Annotated in this window: 19 protein-coding genes and 1 other RNA gene; 10 read left to right on the top strand and 10 right to left on the bottom strand. The window is 58.0% G+C overall.

All coding sequences use genetic code 11. The features are described 5' to 3' along the window. Positions 1 to 41: 41 nt before the first annotated feature. From ACLH1U_RS06120 to ACLH1U_RS06130, 3 genes are all read right to left on the bottom strand, one after another. A complete protein-coding gene (locus ACLH1U_RS06120; protein ID WP_017899898.1) occupies positions 42 to 1,049 on the bottom strand; it encodes a luciferase-like monooxygenase in 1,008 nt (335 codons plus the stop codon). 143 nt (positions 1,050 to 1,192) lie between these two features. Continuing rightward, a complete protein-coding gene (locus ACLH1U_RS06125) occupies positions 1,193 to 2,071 on the bottom strand; it encodes a U32 family peptidase (protein ID WP_064157961.1) in 879 nt (292 codons plus the stop codon). Between the two features lie 5 nt (positions 2,072 to 2,076). After that, on the bottom strand, positions 2,077 to 3,072 hold the full coding sequence (locus ACLH1U_RS06130; protein WP_004206164.1) for a peptidase U32 family protein: 996 nt from the start codon (positions 3,070 to 3,072) through the stop codon (positions 2,077 to 2,079). Positions 3,073 to 3,293: 221 nt separating this feature from the next. On the opposite strand from ACLH1U_RS06130, the gene ACLH1U_RS06135 reads away from it, so the two are divergent. Both ACLH1U_RS06135 and ACLH1U_RS06140 read left to right on the top strand, forming a co-directional pair. Then, positions 3,294 to 3,818 (top strand): SCP2 domain-containing protein, encoded by a 525-nt coding sequence (locus ACLH1U_RS06135; RefSeq protein WP_002918231.1) that lies wholly within the window; start codon positions 3,294 to 3,296, stop codon positions 3,816 to 3,818. Continuing rightward, complete coding sequence (locus ACLH1U_RS06140; RefSeq protein WP_023291110.1) at positions 3,812 to 4,315, top strand: GNAT family N-acetyltransferase; 504 nt, start codon at positions 3,812 to 3,814, stop codon at positions 4,313 to 4,315. Before ACLH1U_RS06135 ends, ACLH1U_RS06140 begins: the two co-directional genes overlap by 7 nt. On the opposite strand, the gene ACLH1U_RS06145 is transcribed toward ACLH1U_RS06140, so the two are convergent. Beyond that, positions 4,302 to 4,592: a GIY-YIG nuclease family protein gene (locus ACLH1U_RS06145; protein ID WP_032429219.1), complete on the bottom strand. Its 291-nt coding sequence runs from the start codon at positions 4,590 to 4,592 to the stop codon at positions 4,302 to 4,304. The genes ACLH1U_RS06140 and ACLH1U_RS06145 overlap by 14 nt on opposite strands. A 49-nt stretch (positions 4,593 to 4,641) precedes the next feature. On the opposite strand from ACLH1U_RS06145, the gene ACLH1U_RS06150 reads away from it, so the two are divergent. Then, positions 4,642 to 5,085: a YhbP family protein gene (locus ACLH1U_RS06150; RefSeq protein ID WP_102003070.1), complete on the top strand. Its 444-nt coding sequence runs from the start codon at positions 4,642 to 4,644 to the stop codon at positions 5,083 to 5,085. Here ACLH1U_RS06150 and ACLH1U_RS06155 read toward each other — a convergent pair. Further along, complete coding sequence (locus ACLH1U_RS06155; protein WP_263077968.1) at positions 5,047 to 5,583, bottom strand: type 1 glutamine amidotransferase domain-containing protein; 537 nt, start codon at positions 5,581 to 5,583, stop codon at positions 5,047 to 5,049. The genes ACLH1U_RS06150 and ACLH1U_RS06155 overlap by 39 nt on opposite strands. A gap of 128 nt (positions 5,584 to 5,711) precedes the next feature. On the opposite strand from ACLH1U_RS06155, the gene ACLH1U_RS06160 reads away from it, so the two are divergent. Together ACLH1U_RS06160 and ACLH1U_RS06165 are read left to right on the top strand one after the other, a co-directional pair. Next, complete coding sequence (locus tag ACLH1U_RS06160; RefSeq protein WP_023291107.1) at positions 5,712 to 6,359, top strand: NAD(P)H-binding protein; 648 nt, start codon at positions 5,712 to 5,714, stop codon at positions 6,357 to 6,359. Positions 6,360 to 6,434: 75 nt separating this feature from the next. After that, positions 6,435 to 7,475: a permease gene (locus tag ACLH1U_RS06165; RefSeq protein WP_023291106.1), complete on the top strand. Its 1,041-nt coding sequence runs from the start codon at positions 6,435 to 6,437 to the stop codon at positions 7,473 to 7,475. Between the two features lie 120 nt (positions 7,476 to 7,595). Here the strand turns inward: ACLH1U_RS06165 and dolP are convergent, their stop codons facing one another. Genes dolP through ACLH1U_RS06185 form a run of 4 tightly spaced genes read right to left on the bottom strand, consistent with a single transcriptional unit; the run spans position 7,596 to position 11,249 of the window. After that, on the bottom strand, positions 7,596 to 8,171 hold the full coding sequence (gene dolP, locus ACLH1U_RS06170; RefSeq protein WP_023291105.1) for a division/outer membrane stress-associated lipid-binding lipoprotein: 576 nt from the start codon (positions 8,169 to 8,171) through the stop codon (positions 7,596 to 7,598). Positions 8,172 to 8,180: 9 nt separating this feature from the next. Continuing rightward, positions 8,181 to 8,771 carry a DnaA initiator-associating protein DiaA gene (gene diaA, locus ACLH1U_RS06175; RefSeq protein WP_072046048.1) on the bottom strand — a complete coding sequence of 197 codons (591 nt, stop codon included), beginning with the start codon at positions 8,769 to 8,771 and terminating at the stop codon, positions 8,181 to 8,183. Between the two features lie 25 nt (positions 8,772 to 8,796). Further along, positions 8,797 to 9,183, bottom strand: coding sequence for a YraN family protein (locus ACLH1U_RS06180; RefSeq protein WP_023291104.1), 387 nt, complete (start codon positions 9,181 to 9,183; stop codon positions 8,797 to 8,799). Continuing rightward, positions 9,141 to 11,249, bottom strand: a complete 2,109-nt coding sequence (locus ACLH1U_RS06185; protein ID WP_048298403.1) for a penicillin-binding protein activator — start codon at positions 11,247 to 11,249, stop codon at positions 9,141 to 9,143. The genes ACLH1U_RS06180 and ACLH1U_RS06185 overlap by 43 nt, the downstream gene beginning before the upstream one ends. Before the next feature lie 63 nt (positions 11,250 to 11,312). Between ACLH1U_RS06185 and rsmI the strand changes: the two genes are divergently transcribed. Then, complete coding sequence (gene rsmI, locus ACLH1U_RS06190; protein WP_023291102.1) at positions 11,313 to 12,176, top strand: 16S rRNA (cytidine(1402)-2'-O)-methyltransferase; 864 nt, start codon at positions 11,313 to 11,315, stop codon at positions 12,174 to 12,176. 73 nt (positions 12,177 to 12,249) lie between these two features. Here the strand turns inward: rsmI and garD are convergent, their stop codons facing one another. Then, positions 12,250 to 13,821, bottom strand: a complete 1,572-nt coding sequence (gene garD, locus ACLH1U_RS06195) for a galactarate dehydratase (protein ID WP_048298401.1) — start codon at positions 13,819 to 13,821, stop codon at positions 12,250 to 12,252. Between the two features lie 564 nt (positions 13,822 to 14,385). Here garD and garL point away from each other — a divergent pair. The 4 genes from garL (at position 14,386) to ACLH1U_RS06215 (ending at position 18,495) form a co-directional block, all read left to right on the top strand. Continuing rightward, entirely contained in the window at positions 14,386 to 15,156 is a 771-nt protein-coding gene (gene garL / locus ACLH1U_RS06200; protein WP_023291100.1) for a 2-dehydro-3-deoxyglucarate aldolase, read from the top strand. 26 nt (positions 15,157 to 15,182) lie between these two features. Further along, positions 15,183 to 16,073, top strand: coding sequence for a 2-hydroxy-3-oxopropionate reductase (gene garR / locus ACLH1U_RS06205; protein WP_032454164.1), 891 nt, complete (start codon positions 15,183 to 15,185; stop codon positions 16,071 to 16,073). Positions 16,074 to 16,321: 248 nt separating this feature from the next. Further along, positions 16,322 to 16,704: RNase P RNA component class A (gene rnpB, locus ACLH1U_RS06210), an RNA gene on the top strand. A gap of 927 nt (positions 16,705 to 17,631) precedes the next feature. After that, the gene (locus ACLH1U_RS06215) at positions 17,632 to 18,495 is read left to right on the top strand and encodes a mechanosensitive ion channel domain-containing protein (protein ID WP_032454163.1); all 864 of its coding nucleotides are present in this window, start codon (positions 17,632 to 17,634) and stop codon (positions 18,493 to 18,495) included. Positions 18,496 to 18,557: the final 62 nt, after the last annotated feature.

Consider the following 18,557-nt stretch of genomic DNA (forward strand, 5'->3'; position numbering starts at 1 on the left):
GCTTACCCGGTGGCGCGACGTCCACCGGGCCTGGATTTTGATTAACCCAACAATTCCTCTTTCACCTGCATCGCTAAATCGAAAGAATGCAGGCGCGCCTGGTGGTCGAAGATCTGGCCATTGACCATGATTTCGTCCGCCTCGGTTTCCCGCAAAATCGACTCTAAGCCGTGGCGGACTTTGGTTTTATCACCCACCAGCGACATGCGCAGCGCCTGCTGCACGCCATACTGCTCGGACGCTGACCACAGCTGATGCATATTTTCCACCGGCGGCGGTAGCTGTCCTGTTTCGCCGCGACGTAGCTTCACAAACGCCTGCTGCATGGAAGTGAAGAGAAACTCCGCATCGCGGTTGCTGTCGGCGGCGATGATATTAATGCACACCATGGCATACGGTTTTTCCAGCCGCGCTGAGGGCGTAAAGTTGCTGCGATACAGGTGCAGGGCCTGGAACAGCATATCCGGCGCGAAGTGCGAAGCGAATGCGAACGGCAGGCCGAGCTGCGCCGCCAGCTGGGCGCTGTAGAGGCTTGAGCCCAGCAGCCACACCGGAATTCGTTCGCCATAGCCAGGAACCGGGCGCACGTGCGGGTTCGGATCGCGGGCGTCAAACCAGTCCACCAGTTCCGCCACATCGCGCGGGAAGTTATCGACATCGCCGCTCATATGGCGACGCAGGGCGCGCATGGTGGGCTGATCGCTGCCCGGCGCGCGGCCAAGGCCGAGATCGATACGCCCGGGATAGAGGGTATTCAGGGTGCCGAACTGCTCAGCAATCACCAGCGGAGAGTGGTTGGGCAGCATCACGCCACCGGACCCCAGATGCAGGGTGGTGGTATTGGCCGCGAGATAGCCAATGAGCACCGAGGTCGCTGCGCTGGCAATGCCGACCATATTGTGGTGCTCCGCCAGCCAGTAGCGGTGATAGCCGCGCGATTCGGCCAGCCGGGCGAGATCCAGAGAGTGGGTAAAGGCTTCTTTAGCAGAAGATCCTTGCGGGATCGGCGCCAGATCGAGCACCGAGAACGGAACAGATTTGTCAGTCATAAAGGCTCACTTTGCTACAGCATCGTCATCAGATTGAAGGTCTTCTTCCAGCCTGGCGCATCCAGGACGCGCCAGCCAGAAAAGCTGCATCTTTAATAATGCATTAAAATCTGAGCACTGCTGTTAACAAAGTGAGCGGTTTATCAGGCCTGCAGCGCCAGCCCAGGCAGCCGTTTCCAGTAGCCGTTGCAATCGCTGTTGCCGGTGAGCGCCAGCGGCGCAGCGCCGTTTTCATTGGCGCGGAAGGCGTCGAGCATGGCGAAGGTCTCGTTGCCCATCGGCGACAGGCGCACCATATCCACCAGGCCGTGCATGGACGTCAGCTCATTGCCCAGGTTGTAGACATAGCCGCTCATGGTCTGGATACCGTTGAGCACGAACACCTGCTGGTTCTCCTGGGACAGCATGCTGCGCCCGGTTGGGTACTTGATGCAGCAGGTCTCGCATTCATCCTTTGGCCGATCTTCCGAGCGGGCGGTAAAGCAGCGGGCGGAATAAGCCAGCGGCAGATGGCCGTAGCTCAGCACTTCGACTTCAAACTGATTGCGAATACCCAGCTCTTCGCACTGGGTCAGTAAATTAGCCAGCCAGTCGCGGGAAAGCTCCACCGGCATGCACCAGCGCACCATACCTTGCTTAAGCAGCAGGCGCAGAGTGACGGCGTTGTAGCAGTTCAGCGCATGCCCGGCGACGAACGGCAGCTTGCGTTCGGCGCAGAGGTTCACCACGCCCAAATCGCTGGCCTCAATCAGGAACTCACCGTTATCGACATAGCGCTTCAGCTCGCCCAGTTCAGAGGAGGCCTGCACCAGCGCGAGGGTAGATAGCACCACCTGCTTGCCGCTGCCGGCCAGCGCTTTCGCCATCTCGATCCAGTCGCTGACTTTGGTGGCGCGGCGTTTGCTGCACACCGCTTCGCCGAGATAAATGGTGTCGGCGCTGCAGTTTGCCGCCTGCTGGTAAAAATCTTCCAGCGTCTCTTTTGGCCAGTAGTAAAGCACCGGCCCTAATGAATATTTCATGTTTCTCACTGCCATTTACGGTGATAGGCGCCAAGGGTGGTTTGTGTCCCTTCGGACATGGAGCCAAGAGTTTCCATCCATGCGGATTGCGGCACGAAATTCTGCGGATCGGCTTTGCAGCGATCGATCGCCTGGCGCCAGACTTTCGCCACCTGGGTGACGTAGGCTGGGCTGCGCTGACGGCCTTCGATTTTCACTGAGGCGATATTGGCGGCCATCAGCTCCGGCAACAGTTCCAGAGTGTTGAGGCTGGTGGGCTCCTCCAGCGCGTGATAGCGCTCGCCATCGACCAGGTAGCGGCCTTTACACAACGTTGGGTAGCCAGCGTTTTCCCCATCCTGATAGCGGTCAATCAGCACCTCATTGAGACGCGATTCCAGCCCCTGCGGGGTTTGCTGCCAGCGAACGAAGCGCGCAGGCGAACAGGCGCCGACGGTGTTGGGCGATTCGCCGGTCAGGTAGGAAGAGAGATAACAGCGGCCTTCCGCCATGATGCACAGGCTGCCGAAGGCAAAGACTTCCAGCGGCACCGGCGTGGCGCGGGCCAGCTGTTTCACCTGGTGAATAGATAACACCCGCGGCAGTACGACGCGCGCCACGTCGAAGTTGCGATGATAGAAGCGAATGGCCTCTTCATTGGTGGCGGAAGCCTGTACCGACACATGGCGTTCTATATGCGGATAGCGCTCCGCGGCGTACTCCAGCATGGCGATATCGGCCAGAATGAGCGCATCGGCGCCCAGCTGAGCCGCCATATCCACCGCGCGCTGCCAGCGGGCGTAGCCGTCGGGGTGGGCGAAGGTGTTGATGGCGATATGCAGCTTACGACGGTGCTGATGCACAAAGCTGACGGCTTCCTGCAGTTTCTTTTCGGTGAAATTAAGGCCGGCAAAGTGGCGGGCGTTGGTGTCATCTTTCAGCCCGATATAGACGGCATCGGCGCCGTTTTCGATGGCCGCCTTAAGCGCCGGAAGGTTACCGGCTGGGCAGAGCAGCTCCATAATTTTTCCTGAAAAATGCGGCCCGTCAGGGACGCTGAATGGTTAACGAGCAGGGATTTTAGTTAACCTTCTGGTGACAATTTTTGATTTGAGGCAGTTAAAAGTGTATTGGCGGCGCCAATAACTGGCTGCCGTCATCGCGTTTTTGTTGATTTACGCCGCTATGTTGTTTATGTGATATGGCACAATAGCGGCACAATTGCATTCATGGAGTAAAGCTTGTGTTGGATAAACTGCGTTCCCGGCTGGTCCACTTTGGCCCGTCTTTAATGAGCGTGCCGGTTAAGCTGGCGCCTTTTGCCCTCAAGCGCCAGGTGCTGGAGCAGGTGCTTAGCTGGCAGTTTCGCCAGGCGCTGGCGGAGGGTGAGCTGGAGTTTCTCGAGGGGCGCTGGTTAAGTATTCATGTGCGTGACATCGGTCTGCTGTGGTATACCTCGGTAGTCGATGGTCGCCTGGTGGTCAGCCAGCAGGCCGACGCCGACGTCAGCTTCAGCGCCGACGCCAGCGATCTGTTAATGATCGCCGCGCGCAAGCAGGATCCGGATACGCTATTCTTCCAGCGTCGTCTGGTTATTGAAGGCGATACGGAGCTGGGGCTGTATGTAAAAAATTTGATGGACGCCATTGAGCTCGAGCAGATGCCCAAAGCGCTGCGCGTGATGTTGCTGCAACTGGCGGATTTTGTCGAAGCTGGACTGAAGAGCCCGCAGAAACCTGAACAGACATCGGTAGGTGAGGCATGCTGATTCGAGTGGAAATTGGGATTGATGCACCGGGAATCGACGCGCTGCTGCGTCGTACCTTCGGCCGCGATGCCGAAGCGCAGCTGGTGCACGATCTGCGTGAAGATGGACTGATCACGCTGGGGGTAGTGGCGACGGATGATGAAGGCCAGGTGATCGGCTACGTTGCCTTCAGCCCGGTTGCGGTGGAAGGTGAAGAGCTGCAGTGGGTCGGCCTGGCGCCGCTGGCGGTGGATGAACGCTATCGCGGACAGGGCATTGGCCGGCAGCTGGTCTATGAAGGGCTGGATTCGCTGAATGAGTTTGGCTATGCCGCGGTGGTGACGCTGGGCGACCCGGCGTTATACCGTCGCTTTGGTTTTGAACCGGCCGCGCGCTTCGATCTCCGCTGCCGCTGGCCGGACAGCGCGGAGGCGTTCCAGGTGCATCGCCTGGCGGATGACGCCCTCGAAGGCGTCCACGGCCAGGTCGAATACAGCGACCACTTTAATCGTTTTTAAGCCTTGCCAGCAGGGTTTCAACGGTATCCTCTCCGGCAACGAGGCGCTCTTTTTCGCGCTTCGTTAGCTGCTTAATGCGGTATTCCAGCCGCAAAGCAAGTGAGTGTTCACCAACTTCATGACTAAAGGCCAGTCGCAGGTCGCCTTTGCCGCGCAACGCCTTCGCGCCTTTCCCTGCCTGATGCTGGCGAAAGCGGCGCGGCACATCGGTGGTGATGCCGGTATAGAGGCGATTATCCGCGGTTCGAATGAGATACAGAAACCAGCACACGGTCACAAAGTCACTATGGTAAGGTGTATGCACCATAGCATAACGGAGAAGAAAGATGGATACGCTTGCCGCCATTGGCCGCTGGCTGAGTAAACAGCACGTCGTTACCTGGTGCGTCTCCCGTGACGACGAGCTGTGGTGTGCGAATGCCTTTTACGTCTATGACCCGGATACCGTGGCCTTTTATCTGCTCAGCGAGGAGCACACCCGCCACGGCCAGATGACCGGCGAGCGGGCGAAGGTGGCCGGGACGGTCAACGGTCAGCCCAAGACCGTGGCCCTGATCCGCGGCGTGCAGTTCCAGGGCGAGATCCGTCGTCTGCGCGGCGACGAAGAGGCGCTAATGCGCCAGCGCTACGTCAAGCGCTTCCCGGTGGCCCGCATGCTGTCGGCGCCGGTCTGGGAGATTCGTCCGGACGAAATCAAGTTTACCGACAACACGCTGGGGTTCGGGAAAAAGCTACACTGGCGGCGCGATGCCGGCGCCGAGCAGGCGTAGCGCTTCGCGATTGAAGGCCGGCAGATCGTCCGGCGTTCTGCTGGTGACCAGCTGTTCGTTATCGACCACCACCTCCTGGTCGTAAAACTCGCCCCCGGCGTTTTTCACATCCACCACGATCGGTTTTACCGCCGTGAGCTTACGCCCGCGGATCACATCGGCGCTGATCAGCAGCTGCGGGCCGTGGCAGATGGCGAAGACCGGCTTCCCGCCGTTGACAAAATCGCGCGTAAAGATGACAAAGCGTTCATCCCCGCGCAGCTGGTCCGGGGAATAGCCCCCTGGCAGCAACAAGGCATCAAATTCACCCGGTGTGACGTCATCAATGGCCCGATCGATGGCGACCTCTGCTTCTCCCTGTTTACCCTTCACCGTCTTGCCAGCCTGCTTTTCGATCGTCACGACCTGATGCCCGGCGAGCTTAAACGCCTCGGCGGGAGAGGTAAATTCAGAATCTTCAAAGTCGTCGGTAATGAGCACGGCTATCTTTTTACTCATGCTTCCTCCGCTGTCTGGATGGTCAATGAGGTAATTCCATGATGATGGTGGATACTTACCTTGTAAGGTATTAAGCCTGGAACATGAGCGCGAAAGTGCAAGGCAGAGAATTCCGTAAAGGAGAATCAATGAGTCAGGTATTATTGACCGGCGCGACCGGGTTAGTTGGCGGTCACTTACTCCGGCTGCTGCAGAATGAACCCCGCATCAGCACCATCGCCGCCCCGACGCGTCGCCCACTGGCGCCGGCGGAAGGCGTGTTTAATCCGTACGATCCGCAGCTGACCGACGCCTTGGCGCAGGTGGTCGACCCGGTCGACATTGTCTTCTGCTGTCTGGGAACGACGCGCCGGGAAGCGGGAAGTAAAGAGGCCTTTGTCCATGCCGACTTTACGCTGGTTGTTGATACGGCGCTGACCGGCAAACGGCTAGGCGCTCAGCATATGCTGGTGGTCAGCGCGATGGGCGCTAACGCCCACTCGCCATTTTTCTACAATCGGGTGAAGGGGGAAATGGAGGCGGCGCTGATCGAGCAAGGATGGCCGCGGCTGACCATTGCCCGGCCGTCGATGCTGTCAGGCGAGCGGGAAAAAAAACGGGCCAATGAGACCTTCCTCGAACCGCTGTTCCGACTCTTACCGGGGAACTGGAAATCCATTGCGGCCCGCGACGTGGCGATTGCCCTGCTGGAGGAGGCGCTGTCGCCCACTCACGAAGGGGTACAAATTCTGTCATCGTCCGAGCTGCGGGAGCGCGCCGCGCGGCAGGCGGAATAGCGGTTTGCAAACGCAGGCTTCCGGCGTAGTATTCACGGCTTCAATTCATATCCACATTTCTTGCTGGGGAATGCTATGGCTGGTCAGTCTTCATCTCAGGCGGCGTCACCATTTCAATGGTGGAAACCCGCGCTTTTCTTTCTCGTCGTGATTGTCGGCCTGTGGTTCGTCAAATGGCAGCCGTACTACGGGAAAGCCTTCACCGCTGCGGAAACCCACAGTATCGGTAAATCCATTCTCGCCCAGGCCGACGCTAATCCGTTAAAGGCGGCGTGGGACTACGCGATGGTTTACTTCCTTGCCGTCTGGAAAGCGGCGGTGCTCGGCGTGCTGCTCGGGTCGCTGATTCAGGTGCTGATCCCGCGCGACTGGCTGCTGCGCACCCTGGGGCAATCGCGTTTTCAGGGGACGCTGCTGGGGGCGATTTTCTCGCTGCCAGGCATGATGTGCACCTGCTGCGCCGCGCCGGTCGCGGCCGGGATGCGCAAACAGCAGGTGTCGATGGGCGGGGCGCTGGCGTTCTGGATGGGCAATCCGCTGCTCAACCCGGCGACATTGGTGTTTATGGGCTTTGTTCTGGGCTGGCAGTTTGCGCTGGTTCGCCTGGTGGCGGGCCTGGCGACGGTGCTGATTGTCGCAACGCTGGTGCAAAAATGGGTAAAAGAGGCGGCGACGCAGCCTGCCGTGGTGCCTGAAGCGCAACCGGAAGCGGCCCAGGGCGGTTTCTTTAGCCGCTGGCTGCGGGCGCTGTGGACGTTGTTCTGGAACACCATCCCGGTTTATATCCTTGCGGTACTGGTGCTGGGGGCGGCGCGCGTCTGGCTGTTCCCGCACGCTGATGGCGTGGTGGATAATACCTTGTTCTGGGTCATCGCGATGGCGATCGCCGGCTGCCTGTTTGTGATCCCTACCGCGGCGGAAATTCCGATTGTCCAGACGATGATGCTGGCAGGGATGGGCGTCGCGCCGGCGCTGGCGCTGCTGATTACGTTGCCGGCGGTGAGCGTGCCGTCGCTGATTATGCTGCGCAAAGCCTTCCCGGCCAAAGCACTGTGGCTGACCGGCGGGCTGGTGGCGCTGTGCGGCGCGATTGTCGGTGCGCTGGCGCTGGTGTAGTGTGCTGTAAACGTACGGATAGCCGGATGGTGTGCCGGGCGGCGCTACGCCTAACCCGGCACATAACGAACAGGGGACTGCAGCCCGGCTAAGCGTAGCGCCAGCCGGGAAACTGCAGCTTTATTTGATGTAGGTAAAGGCGGTAGTCACCCGGGACACGCCGCTCACCCGGCTGGCGATATCCGCCGCCGCGCGGCCTTCACGGTCGGTCACCAGCCCCATCAGGAAGACTTCGCTGTTTTCCGTGGTCACCTTCACGTTCGAGGATTTGACCTGATCGGTGCCCAGCAGCTGTGAACGCACCTTGGTGGTAATCCAGGTATCAGAAGAGGCGGTGCCTAAACCAATCGGCTGGCCCTGGCGCACTTCGTTAAATACTTCCGTGGTTCCTTCCACGCCCATGGCGATTTGCTTGGCGCGGGCTGAGAGGTCCGGCGTCGGCGACTGACCGGTCAGCAGGACTTTGCCCTGATAAGCGGTAACGTTGATGCGGGCCTGTTTCTTAATCTGTTCATCTTTCGACAAGGCGCTATTGACGCGCAGTTCCAGGGTGCTGTCATCGACCTGGGTTCCCACCGTACGCGGGTCCGTAGCGGCTTTAGTGCCGACTGCTGCCGTTCCGACTACCGCGGCGGCAACGCAGCCCTGCAGCAGTAGTGCAGAAAGCAGGATGGCGAGGGGCGAGAGAGCCTTCATGTGTTCTCCTTAATCGTCCTGGTGTGGAAAAAGAGTGTTATCTATCAAATCGCACAGACAGTTGACGGTCAGCATATGCATCTCCTGGATACGCGCGCTGCGGTGCGAGGGGATGCGAATTTCGACATCCTGCTGACCTAACAGGCCCGCCAGCTCACCGCCGTCATAGCCGGTCAACGCGACGATGGTCATGTCGCGGGTCACGGCGGCTTCCACTGCCTTGACGATGTCCCGGCTGTTACCGCGCGTGGAGATTGCCAGCAGCACATCGCCGGCGTGTCCCAGGGCGCGCACCTGCTTGGCGTAAATCTCGTCATGCAGGCGATCGTTAGCGATGGCAGTTAAGACCACATTATCGGTGTTTAGTGCAATGGCGGGTAAACCAGGGCGTTCCGTTTCAAAACGATTAATCATGCTGGCAGCAAAATGCTGTGCGTTGGCGGCGGAAGTGCCATTACCACAACAGAGGATTTTGTTGCCGTTGAGCAGGGAATGCACGAGCGTCATCGCCGCCCGGGAGATGGCGTCCGGGAGTGCTTCTGCTGCGGCAATTTGGGTTTGAATGCTTTCGGTAAAGCAGGCTTTGATTCTGTCGAGCACGGGATCCCTTACTTCTGGTATTACGCTATTCGCCAAAGGCGTTTTTTAGCCATTGGATGTCGTTTCCGGTGAAGGCTACCACATCGAAACGGCAATCCACAGTCTCAAAGCTCCCATTCTGTCGGCAGAGCCACAAACGGGCGGCTTTAAGGAGGCGTTGCTGTTTTTGCGGGGTGACGCTGGCCGCCGCGTCACCGTACAGGGCGCTGCGGCGGTAGCGCACCTCGACAAAGACGGTGACGGCGCCGTCGCGCATGATGAGGTCAATTTCGCCGCCACGCTCGCGGGCGTTGGCGGCGATAAAACGCAGGCCCTGGCCTTCCAGCCAGCGGCGAGCACGGTGTTCCCATGCATCGCCGGTCTGTTTGCTTAGCTGGCCGGGACGATTTGTCCCTGCTGGTACTTGAGCCATGACAGTTTCCTGTTAATCACGCAGTCCTGAGTCGCCGTCAGATCGCCGGTATTCCCGTTCAGCTCGAAGCCCGGCGTCTGGCGCATTTGCGTGAAGTGGTTTGCCAGCGACCAGGCGTCAGCGCCCATCGCATACAGACGCGCCAGCGAGTAGTCATTGCGCACCGCAGACAGCGCCTGCTGCATCAGCGCCGGGTTGCTGCCAGCCAGCATCGGGATTTCGCTATACTGCAGGCCTTCCATCTCCAGACGGAAATCCGGACCGGCGGTGCCCTGCGCGCTGCGCGAGCTGGCGTACAGGGTGACATTGCTCTGGCTGCCGTTGCGCATCGCGATCATGGGTTTGATATAGCCAATCTGTTCCGGGGTGGCGAGGATGTAGGCCGCGTCGACGCTGCCGCCGCTGCTAACCGGCATCTCATCCGCACTGCCGAGGACGCTGTTCTGCGCTGATGGCAGGGTGGAGACCGGGGTGCCGCTCAGCGCAATGCCCCCTCCGCCGTTAACGCCGGCGCGCAGCTCCGCCGTGGAGCCAAAACGCTGCTGCAGGACGCTGGCGCCGCCCAGCTTCAGCCACTCGTCGGCAAACGCGCTGACCACACGATCGCCCAGGGCGCCGCGCGGAACCAGCAGCAACGGCGTCTGTTTGCCCTGTTGATGGATATGTCGGGCGGCGTCACGCGCTTCGTCTTCCGGCGACAGCGCGAAATAGCAGATATTAGCGCGGCCTTCGACCTTCTCCGGCTGGTTGAGCGCCAGCACGTTGAGCGGCGTATTGCTCTTGATAACATCTTCGACGTTCTCTTTCAGCAGCGGTCCGACGACGAGGGTGGCGCCGTCCTGCTGAGCCTGAGCAAGCAGCTGGCCGATCGGCTGGCTGGTGGTATCGTAAATTTTCAGTTCTGCCGAGGGGTTGGCGGCGGTGGCGACCACTGGCTGCGGCTGTGCGGCCGGGGCAGTGACCGGCTGGGTGGCCGGAGAGGCGGTGGTCTGCGGCGCGGCGACCGCTGCCGGGGCCTGAGCGGCCGGCTCCGCGGCTGGCGTTGCCTGGGTTTGCGCCGGGGCCTGCACCGGTTCAGCGCGACTTCCGGTAGCCGTAAGATCGCTAATTTCCGCCTGCGACGGGCTTACCACGTCATCATTACCGGACGCGTTCGCCGCCTGGGCGACCTGAGCGGGAACCGCGCTGCCCGTCACCGACGGCGCGCCGTTTTTGGCGGCTTCGAAGCCCTGCTGGATGGTGCGGCCGAAGATCGACGCCTGGCCGTTCAGCGGCAGGAAAAGCGCAATCTTGTTGATGGAGGCGGGCTTATAGTTTTGCATGTTCACCAGCGCCGTCGGCAGCATTTTGGCGCCCGGGTTTTGCGGGTAGCGCGTCTGCCAGTCTTTGACGCCGGCTTTCAGCAGCGTGGGATCGTTGCGGTTGTCAAACCACATCCGCTGCAGATCCAGCCAGCCCTGGAGGGTATTTTCATCGGCATTGATCACCAGCGCATTGGCCTGATCCTGGGTCATCGCGGTCAGCGCTTGCCAGGTTGCGTCAATATTTTGCTGGCGCTGTTTGGCATCGCTCAGCAGCGGCTGCTGGGCGATTAAGGCGCGCAGAAGCGTAACCGATGGTTTACCCTGGCTGGCATCGATTTGCGCCTGCCAGTAGCGCGCCTGCTGAGGCTGCTCCAGGCTTGCCGGGTCAAGCTTAGCCAACAGAGTACGGGCCCCCTGATAGTCGTTCTGCGCCAGCTTCACTTCTATCGCCAGCAGTGACTGTTCACGGGCCTGGGTGCTGTCCAGGTTCGACGGCAGCTGGTTAAACAGGTCGATGGCCTGCTGCTTCTTTCCTTCCTGCAGCAGTGCACGAATGGCGAGTAATTGCCAGTTGGTCTTGCTATCATTCGTGCTTTGCTGCATCTGCTGCAAGTAGAAACTGGAGTTGGCCTGCGACGTACCCTGCATAAACGCCGTACTTTGATCCTGCGTGTGGGTGCCGCAGCCAGCAAAAAGAAGAGTAGCCAGCAATACGGGCAGACAGCGCGCGGGCTTAGAACGAAGAAATGTTGACGGTACCATAAGTGTCCAGTGATATTTTTTTGGCTCAATGCTCAATATTAAATCGGCAATACGGACGAGACAATGAAACAACACGAATCAGCGGATAATTCTCAGGGGCAGCTCTATATTGTGCCCACTCCGATAGGAAATCTGTCTGATATCACGCAGCGCGCACTGGAAGTGTTGCAAGCCGTTGATTTAATTGCTGCGGAGGATACCCGCCACACCGGTTTGCTGCTGCAGCATTTTGCGATTAACGCCCGCTTGTTTGCGCTTCATGACCATAACGAGCAGCAAAAGGCGGAAACACTTCTCGCTAAACTGAAAGAAGGGCAAAACATCGCGCTGGTCTCCGATGCCGGCACGCCGCTGATTAACGACCCAGGCTACCATCTGGTGCGCACCTGTCGTGAAGCGAATATTCGCGTCGTACCGCTGCCGGGACCCTGCGCGGCCATCGCCGCCCTCAGCGCCGCCGGTTTGCCCTCCGATCGTTTCTGCTATGAAGGCTTCCTGCCGGCGAAATCGAAAGGCCGTCGCGATACCCTGAAAGCGCTGGAAGAAGAGCCGCGCACCCTCATCTTCTACGAGTCGACCCACCGGCTGGTGGAGAGTCTGGAAGATATCTGCGCGGTACTGGGAGAATCCCGCTACGTGGTGCTGGCCCGCGAGCTAACCAAAACCTGGGAATCGATCCACGGGGCGCCGATTGGCGAGCTGGTGGCGTGGGTCAGGGAAGACGAAAACCGTCGCAAAGGCGAGATGGTGCTGATCGTCGAAGGCTTTAAGGCGCAGGAAGAGGCGCTGCCGGCGGCGGCGCTGCGTACCCTGGCGCTGCTGCAGGCGGAGCTGCCGCTGAAGAAAGCCGCTGCGCTGGCCGCGGAGATCCACGGTGTGAAGAAGAATGCGCTGTATAAGTATGCCCTGGAGCAGCAGGGGGAGTGATCCTGTAAAACCAGTGAAAGCAACCAGCCCGGATAAATCCGGGCTTAAAGTGGTTAAACCCTTACGCTCTCGATCAGGTCACCGGCGCCGGGTTAAACACCGCCAGCTGGTTATGCAGACCCCATTGATCGGAGAAGGTTTTCTTGCGTCCGCTGGCGACGTCGAGAATGAATTCGAACAGCTTCAGCCCCACATCCTCAATCGTCTCTTCGCCGGTGGCGATGGTGCCGGCGTTAATGTCCATTAAGTCATACCAGCGGTTAGCCAGCTCGGTACGGGTCGCCATTTTTATCACCGGTACCGCCATCAGTCCGTAAGGCGTGCCGCGGCCGGTGGTGAATACCTGCACCGTGATGCCAGAGGCCACCTGCTGGGTGCCGCAGACAAAATCGCTGGCGGGGGTGGCAGCGTAAATCAGGCCGCGTTTGGTCGGGCGCTGCCCAGGGGAAAGCACCTCAACGATGGCGCTTTTGCCTGATTTGGCAATCGACCCCAGCGCTTTTTCCACCACGTTGGCCAGGCCGCCTTTCTTGTTGCCGGGGGAGGGGTTGGCGCTGCGGTCGGTTTTGCCCATGTCGAGATAGTTATCGTACCAGGCCATCTCTTCCAGCAGGCGTTGACCCACCTCTTCGTTGATTGCCCGCGGGGTCAGCAGATGGATAGCGTCGCGGACTTCGGTCACCTCTGAGAACATCACCGTCGCGCCGCAGCGCACCAGCAGATCGGAGGCGTAACCCACCGCCGGGTTGGCGGTCACGCCGGAGAAAGCGTCGCTGCCGCCGCACTGCATACCCACCACCAGCTCAGAGGCCGGGCAGGTTTCCCGCTGACGCTGGTTGAGTTTCGTCAGATGGCGCTCGGCGACCTGCAGAATGTCATCGACCATCGATTTAAAGCCCACGTGCTTTTCATCCTGCAGGCTGACGATGCTGGCGCTGTCCACCGGGATGCTTTTGACATCTTCGGTCCCCTGCAGCAGGCGTTCGGGCTGCAGCTTTTCACAGCCAAGGCCAATGACCATCACTTCGCCGCCGAAGTTCGGGTTAAGGGCGATATTGTGGATGGTGCGAATCGGCACCACCGCCGCTGGCGCATTAATCGCTACGCCGCAGCCATAGAGGTGATTCAGACCCACCACGCCGTCGACGTTGGGATAGTTCGGCAGCAGGTCGCGTTCAATGAGTTTCACCACGTAATCGACCACGCCCGCAACGCAGTGCACGCTGGTGGTGATACCCAGCAGATTTTTGGTGCCCACGCTGCCGTCGGCATTGCGGTAGCCTTCGAAGGTGTAGCCTTCCAGCGGCGGTAGCGGGGCGGGCACTTTGGTGGCCAGCGGCAGGGTGTTCAACGGCGGGGCGGTAGGCAACTCCACTAACGACTCGTCAATCCAGCTTCCCTGGGGGATGTCGCGCACCGCGAAGCCAATCACTTCTCCGTAACGGATAATTTCACCGCGGGCAGGGATATCCGCCAGGGCGACTTTATGCCCCTGTGGGATGTGCTCGATGAGCGTCAGGCCGTCCGGGAAACGCGTTCCGGCGGTCAATCCCCGATCGTTGACAATAATCGCCACATTATCTGTTGGGTCAACTTTTATATAAAACGCGGTCGGCGATGGTTGTCGAATTGAAATATCGGCCATTGTCCAGTTATCTCCAAACAGGTGCTAAAAATATAATTAAATGGTCATTCTGGCGCGGTAGAGCAGAATAATGAAATAAAGAATGTCAGGTGTGTCGGTATGAAGATGTGATCTAAATCACTCCTTATCGCCATGGACGCGTGCGGTGGGCGGGCAATCGTAAGAAGTGTGGATTAGCGCCCATGGCTTAAGGCGATTGCCCAACTTAAGCTTTTAAAAATGTATTTATATTGTGTTTATGCATAGTGTCTGGCGAGTTGGCGCTGACTATACTGAGTCGTGTTTTTGTGACGTCCGATATCTGCATGGTTGGCCTTTGAATCGCGGGTTAATAATTTAGCCGTGACCTAATGAATAATAAAAAATGGTTAATTTGCGATGGGCTTACATTTTCCGGACTCAAGGTCAGGGAATAAAAAAGGACACCCATTCGCCGGTTTACTCTGCGGATAATATTTGGGGTCAGGCGATACGCTTTTCCAGCCTAATGGGGCTCTCTCGCCGGGCTGGTGATATAACGAATGAATTGCAGAAGTTAGCAACGGTTAACGCAAGGTAAAAATCATGGATAACGCAATTTTCCCGAACAAATTTAAGGCCGCGCTGGCGGCTCATCAGGTGCAGATTGGCTGCTGGTGCGCGCTGGCCAATCCGATTAGCACCGAGGTGTTGGGTCTGGCGGGTTTCGACTGGCTGGTACTGGACGCGGAACACGCGCCGAACGACGTCACCACGCTTATCCCGCAGCTTATGGCGCTGAAAGGCAGTTCCAGCGCTCAGGTGGTTCGCGTGCCGACCAACGAGCCCATCATTATTAAGCGCATGCTGGATATCGGCTTCTATAACTTCCTGGTGCCGTTTGTCGAGACGGCTGAACAGGCGGCGCAGGCGGTGGCTTCTACCCGCTATCCGCCGGAAGGGATCCGCGGGGTTTCCGTTTCCCATCGCGGCAATATGTTCGGCACCGTGCCGGACTACTTCGCCCAGTCCAATAAGAACATTTCCGTTCTGGTACAGATTGAGAGCCAGATCGGGGTGGACAACGTCGAGGCGATTGCCGCGACCGAAGGTGTCGACGGCCTGTTCGTCGGCCCGAGCGACCTGGCCGCCGCGCTAGGTCATCTGGGCAATGCCGCCCATCCTGAGGTGCAGCGCGCCATCCAGCATATCTTCGCCAGCGCGAAGAAGCACGGTAAGCCAAGCGGCATTCTGGCGCCGGTGGAGGCCGATGCGCGGCGCTATCTGGAGTGGGGCGCCACTTTTGTCGCCGTGGGCAGCGATCTGGGCGTCTTCCGTTCCGCAACCCAGAAACTTGCTGATGCCTTTAAAAAATAGTCACCAGGATGAAGAGAGAGAACAATATGACAATCAAAGTGGGTTTTATCGGTCTTGGCATTATGGGCAAGCCGATGAGCAAAAATTTGCTGAAGGCGGGTTACTCGCTGGTGGTGTCTGACCGTAACCCGGAAGCGATTGCCGATGTGATTGCCGCGGGCGCAGAGACCGCGACCACGCCGAAGGCGATTGCCGAGCAGTGCGACGTGATCATCACCATGCTGCCGAACTCGCCGCATGTCAAAGAGGTGGCGCTGGGGGAGAACGGCATTATTGAAGGCGCGAAACCGGGCACCGTGGTGATCGACATGAGCTCTATTGCGCCGCTGGCCAGCCGGGAAATCAGCGAAGCGCTGAAGGCTAAAGGCATTGATATGCTGGACGCGCCAGTAAGCGGCGGCGAACCAAAAGCGATCGACGGCACCCTGTCGGTAATGGTCGGCGGCGACAAGGCGATCTTCGACAAATATTACGAGCTGATGAAAGCGATGGCCGGCTCCGTGGTGCATACCGGCGACATCGGCGCGGGCAATGTGACCAAACTGGCCAATCAGGTGATTGTCGCCCTGAACATCGCTGCCATGTCCGAAGCGCTGACTCTGGCCACCAAAGCCGGCGTCAATCCGGATCTGGTTTATCAGGCGATCCGCGGTGGTCTGGCGGGGAGTACCGTGCTGGATGCCAAAGCGCCGATGGTGATGGATCGTAACTTCAAGCCGGGCTTCCGGATCGATCTGCATATTAAAGATCTGGCCAATGCGCTGGATACCTCCCACGGCGTGGGCGCTCAGTTGCCTCTGACGGCGGCGGTAATGGAGATGATGCAGGCGCTGCGTGCGGACGGTCTGGGCACCGCTGACCATAGCGCGCTGGCTTGTTACTACGAAAAGCTGGCGAAAGTGGAAGTGACTCGCTAACAAGAAAAGCTCTGCGCGGCCCGGTGGTTATGCCTGGCGCAACAGTATCAGACTGCCACGGCGGGGCGAGCCTGGACGCGGTATCGGCGCCGTCTTCCGCGTGTTTACCTCGGTTGCGACGCAGGAAGCGGCGTTTCGCGCGCGTTGGACAATATTTCTCGTGCGTCGCGCAATAGCGCTGCCGCCCTGCAGGGCGGGATGACGACAGAGGGATGACAACGGGCGGTAAACCCACTATACTGCGCGCCGAAGCTGACCAGACAGTCGCCGCTTCGTCGTCGTCCTCTTTCGGGGGGAGACGGGCGGAGGGGAGGAAAGTCCGGGCTCCATAGGGCAAGGTGCCAGGTAACGCCTGGGGGGTGTCACAGCCCACGACCAGTGCAACAGAGAGCAAACCGCCGATGGCCCGCGCAAGCGGGATCAGGTAAGGGTGAAAGGGTGCGGTAAGAGCGCACCGCGCGGCTGGTAACAGTCCGCGGCACGGTAAACTCCACCCGGAGCAAGGCCAAATAGGGGTTCATAAGGTACGGCCCGTACTGAACCCGGGTAGGCTGCTTGAGCCAGTGAGCGATTGCTGGCCTAGATGAATGACTGTCCACGACAGAACCCGGCTTATCGGTCAGCTTCACCGCTTTATGTCAAAACCCCGCTTCGGCGGGGTTTTGCTATCTGAATCCGTGACGCAGATGAATGACTGTCCACGACGCTATACTCAAAAGAAAGCGGCTTATCGGTCAGCTTCACCGCTTTATGTCAAAACCCCGCTTCGGCGGGGTTTTTGCTATCTGAATCCGTGACGCGGATGAATGACTGTCCACGACGCTATACCCAAAGAAAGCGGCTTATCGGTCAGTTTCACCTCTTTACGCAAAACCCCGCTTCGGCGGGGTTTTGCTATCTGAATCCGTGACGCGGATGAATGACTGTCCACGACGCTATACCCAAAGAAAGCGGCTTATCGGTCAGTTTCACCGCTTTATGTCAAAACCCCGCTTCGGCGGGGTTTTTGCTATCTGAATCCGTGACGCAGATGAATGACTGTCCACGACGCTATACCCAAAGAAAGCGGCTTATCGGTCAGTTTCACCGCTTTACGTAAAACCCCGCTTCGGCGGGGTTTTTGCTATCTGAATCCGTGACGCAGATGAATGACTGTCCACGATGTTATACCCTAAGAAAGCGGCTTATCGGTCAGTTTCACCTCTTTATGTCAAAACCCCGCTTCGGCGGGGTTTTGCTATCTGAATCCGTGACGCAGATGAATGACTGTCCACGACGCTATACTCAAAAGAAAGCGGCTTATCGGTGAGTTTCAACTATCTCTATAAAACCTCTCGACGAAGGTGTTTATTTTTAATTTCAGTCGGTTGTAAATCAGGTTTGCAGAATATCCACTTTTAAACAGTTTTTTGGCTGCTTTAAACATCGGATTCGTTAATACTGTCACGCTACGATGTTTTATTGTCTATCCGTTAGTCTCCATTCCCTGATTTGCAGCGGTCATCATTCAGCTTAATGGATAGCAGGTTTATAGGTTATCCAGACAGGAGTGATAGACGTGAAAAATGTAGTATTATTCCCGCAGCTCAAATCGGCAATAGCCTGGCTTATCGGTCATGGTGAAACAATTATGCAGTTTGCCTGGAATATCGTGGCAGCGCTGATTATTCTTTTTGTCGGGCGAATGCTTGCAAAAGTCCTCGCTAAAGCCTTCGAGAAAATTCTCTTACGACGCAACGTCGATGCGACAATCGTTCATTTCTTTGCTGCGCTCGTTCGTTATATTACGATGGCTTTTGCGATAATCGCCGCATTAGGTCGGGTAGGGATTGAGACGTCTTCCATCATCGCGGTTATTGGCGCGGCAGGGCTGGCAATTGGTCTGGCGCTGCAAGGTTCGCTTTCTAACTTTGCCGCTGGTGTTCTGTTAGTCACTTTACGTCCTTTTCGGGCCGGCAATTTTGTACAGGTCGGCGCGATTTCTGGTATGGTGCAGTCCGTACATGTTTTTTCAACAACGCTACTAACCGTTGATAATAAAGAAGTTATTATTCCAAATGGTAAAGTCATCGCCGACAGTATTGTGAATTATTCCTGCCATCCTTTTCGGCGAATCGATCTGACCCTCGGCGTGGCCAGCGAGACTAAAATTGTGCAGGTTAAGCAGGTCATTCAGGCTATCATTGATAGTGAAAAGCGAATCGATCAATCTCGTGGTACTACGGTTCGTCTGCTTGAAATGATGCCGGGCACACTTAACTTTACTGTTCGTGTCTGGGTGAAAAATAGCGAATATTGGGAGACTTATTTTGATTTTCTTGAGGCGATTAAAGAAGCGCTCGATGAACATCAGATCACCCTCGCCGCGCAACGGATGGATATTAATTTAACCACCTCGACGTTATCGGACCTAAAAAAATAAACAATGTGGATGTTTAGCTTATAGATCATTTGATCTATGAATGCATTCAACCTCTTTTACAA

It is taken from the genome of Klebsiella sp. 1SOBk5mer (genome assembly GCF_046603115.1).
Taxonomy (GTDB): Bacteria; Pseudomonadota; Gammaproteobacteria; order Enterobacterales; family Enterobacteriaceae; genus Klebsiella; species Klebsiella quasipneumoniae.

What these genes read in the sequence shown, in the direction of transcription:
- ACLH1U_RS06125 (WP_064157961.1), bottom strand. Translation starts at nt 2,071, where the DNA reads ATGAAATATTCATTAGGGCCGGTGCTTTACTACTGGCCAAAAGAGACG.
- dolP (WP_023291105.1), bottom strand. Translation starts at nt 8,171, where the DNA reads ATGAAGGCTCTCTCGCCCCTCGCCATCCTGCTTTCTGCACTACTGCTG.
- ACLH1U_RS06160 (WP_023291107.1), top strand. Translation starts at nt 5,712, where the DNA reads ATGAGTCAGGTATTATTGACCGGCGCGACCGGGTTAGTTGGCGGTCAC.
- garD (WP_048298401.1), bottom strand. Translation starts at nt 13,821, where the DNA reads ATGGCCGATATTTCAATTCGACAACCATCGCCGACCGCGTTTTATATA.
- garR (WP_032454164.1), top strand. Translation starts at nt 15,183, where the DNA reads ATGACAATCAAAGTGGGTTTTATCGGTCTTGGCATTATGGGCAAGCCG.
- ACLH1U_RS06185 (WP_048298403.1), bottom strand. Translation starts at nt 11,249, where the DNA reads ATGGTACCGTCAACATTTCTTCGTTCTAAGCCCGCGCGCTGTCTGCCC.
- ACLH1U_RS06130 (WP_004206164.1), bottom strand. Translation starts at nt 3,072, where the DNA reads ATGGAGCTGCTCTGCCCAGCCGGTAACCTTCCGGCGCTTAAGGCGGCC.
- ACLH1U_RS06180 (WP_023291104.1), bottom strand. Translation starts at nt 9,183, where the DNA reads ATGGCTCAAGTACCAGCAGGGACAAATCGTCCCGGCCAGCTAAGCAAA.
- garL (WP_023291100.1), top strand. Translation starts at nt 14,386, where the DNA reads ATGGATAACGCAATTTTCCCGAACAAATTTAAGGCCGCGCTGGCGGCT.
- ACLH1U_RS06165 (WP_023291106.1), top strand. Translation starts at nt 6,435, where the DNA reads ATGGCTGGTCAGTCTTCATCTCAGGCGGCGTCACCATTTCAATGGTGG.
- ACLH1U_RS06150 (WP_102003070.1), top strand. Translation starts at nt 4,642, where the DNA reads ATGGATACGCTTGCCGCCATTGGCCGCTGGCTGAGTAAACAGCACGTC.
- ACLH1U_RS06155 (WP_263077968.1), bottom strand. Translation starts at nt 5,583, where the DNA reads ATGAGTAAAAAGATAGCCGTGCTCATTACCGACGACTTTGAAGATTCT.
- ACLH1U_RS06120 (WP_017899898.1), bottom strand. Translation starts at nt 1,049, where the DNA reads ATGACTGACAAATCTGTTCCGTTCTCGGTGCTCGATCTGGCGCCGATC.
- rsmI (WP_023291102.1), top strand. Translation starts at nt 11,313, where the DNA reads ATGAAACAACACGAATCAGCGGATAATTCTCAGGGGCAGCTCTATATT.
- ACLH1U_RS06140 (WP_023291110.1), top strand. Translation starts at nt 3,812, where the DNA reads ATGCTGATTCGAGTGGAAATTGGGATTGATGCACCGGGAATCGACGCG.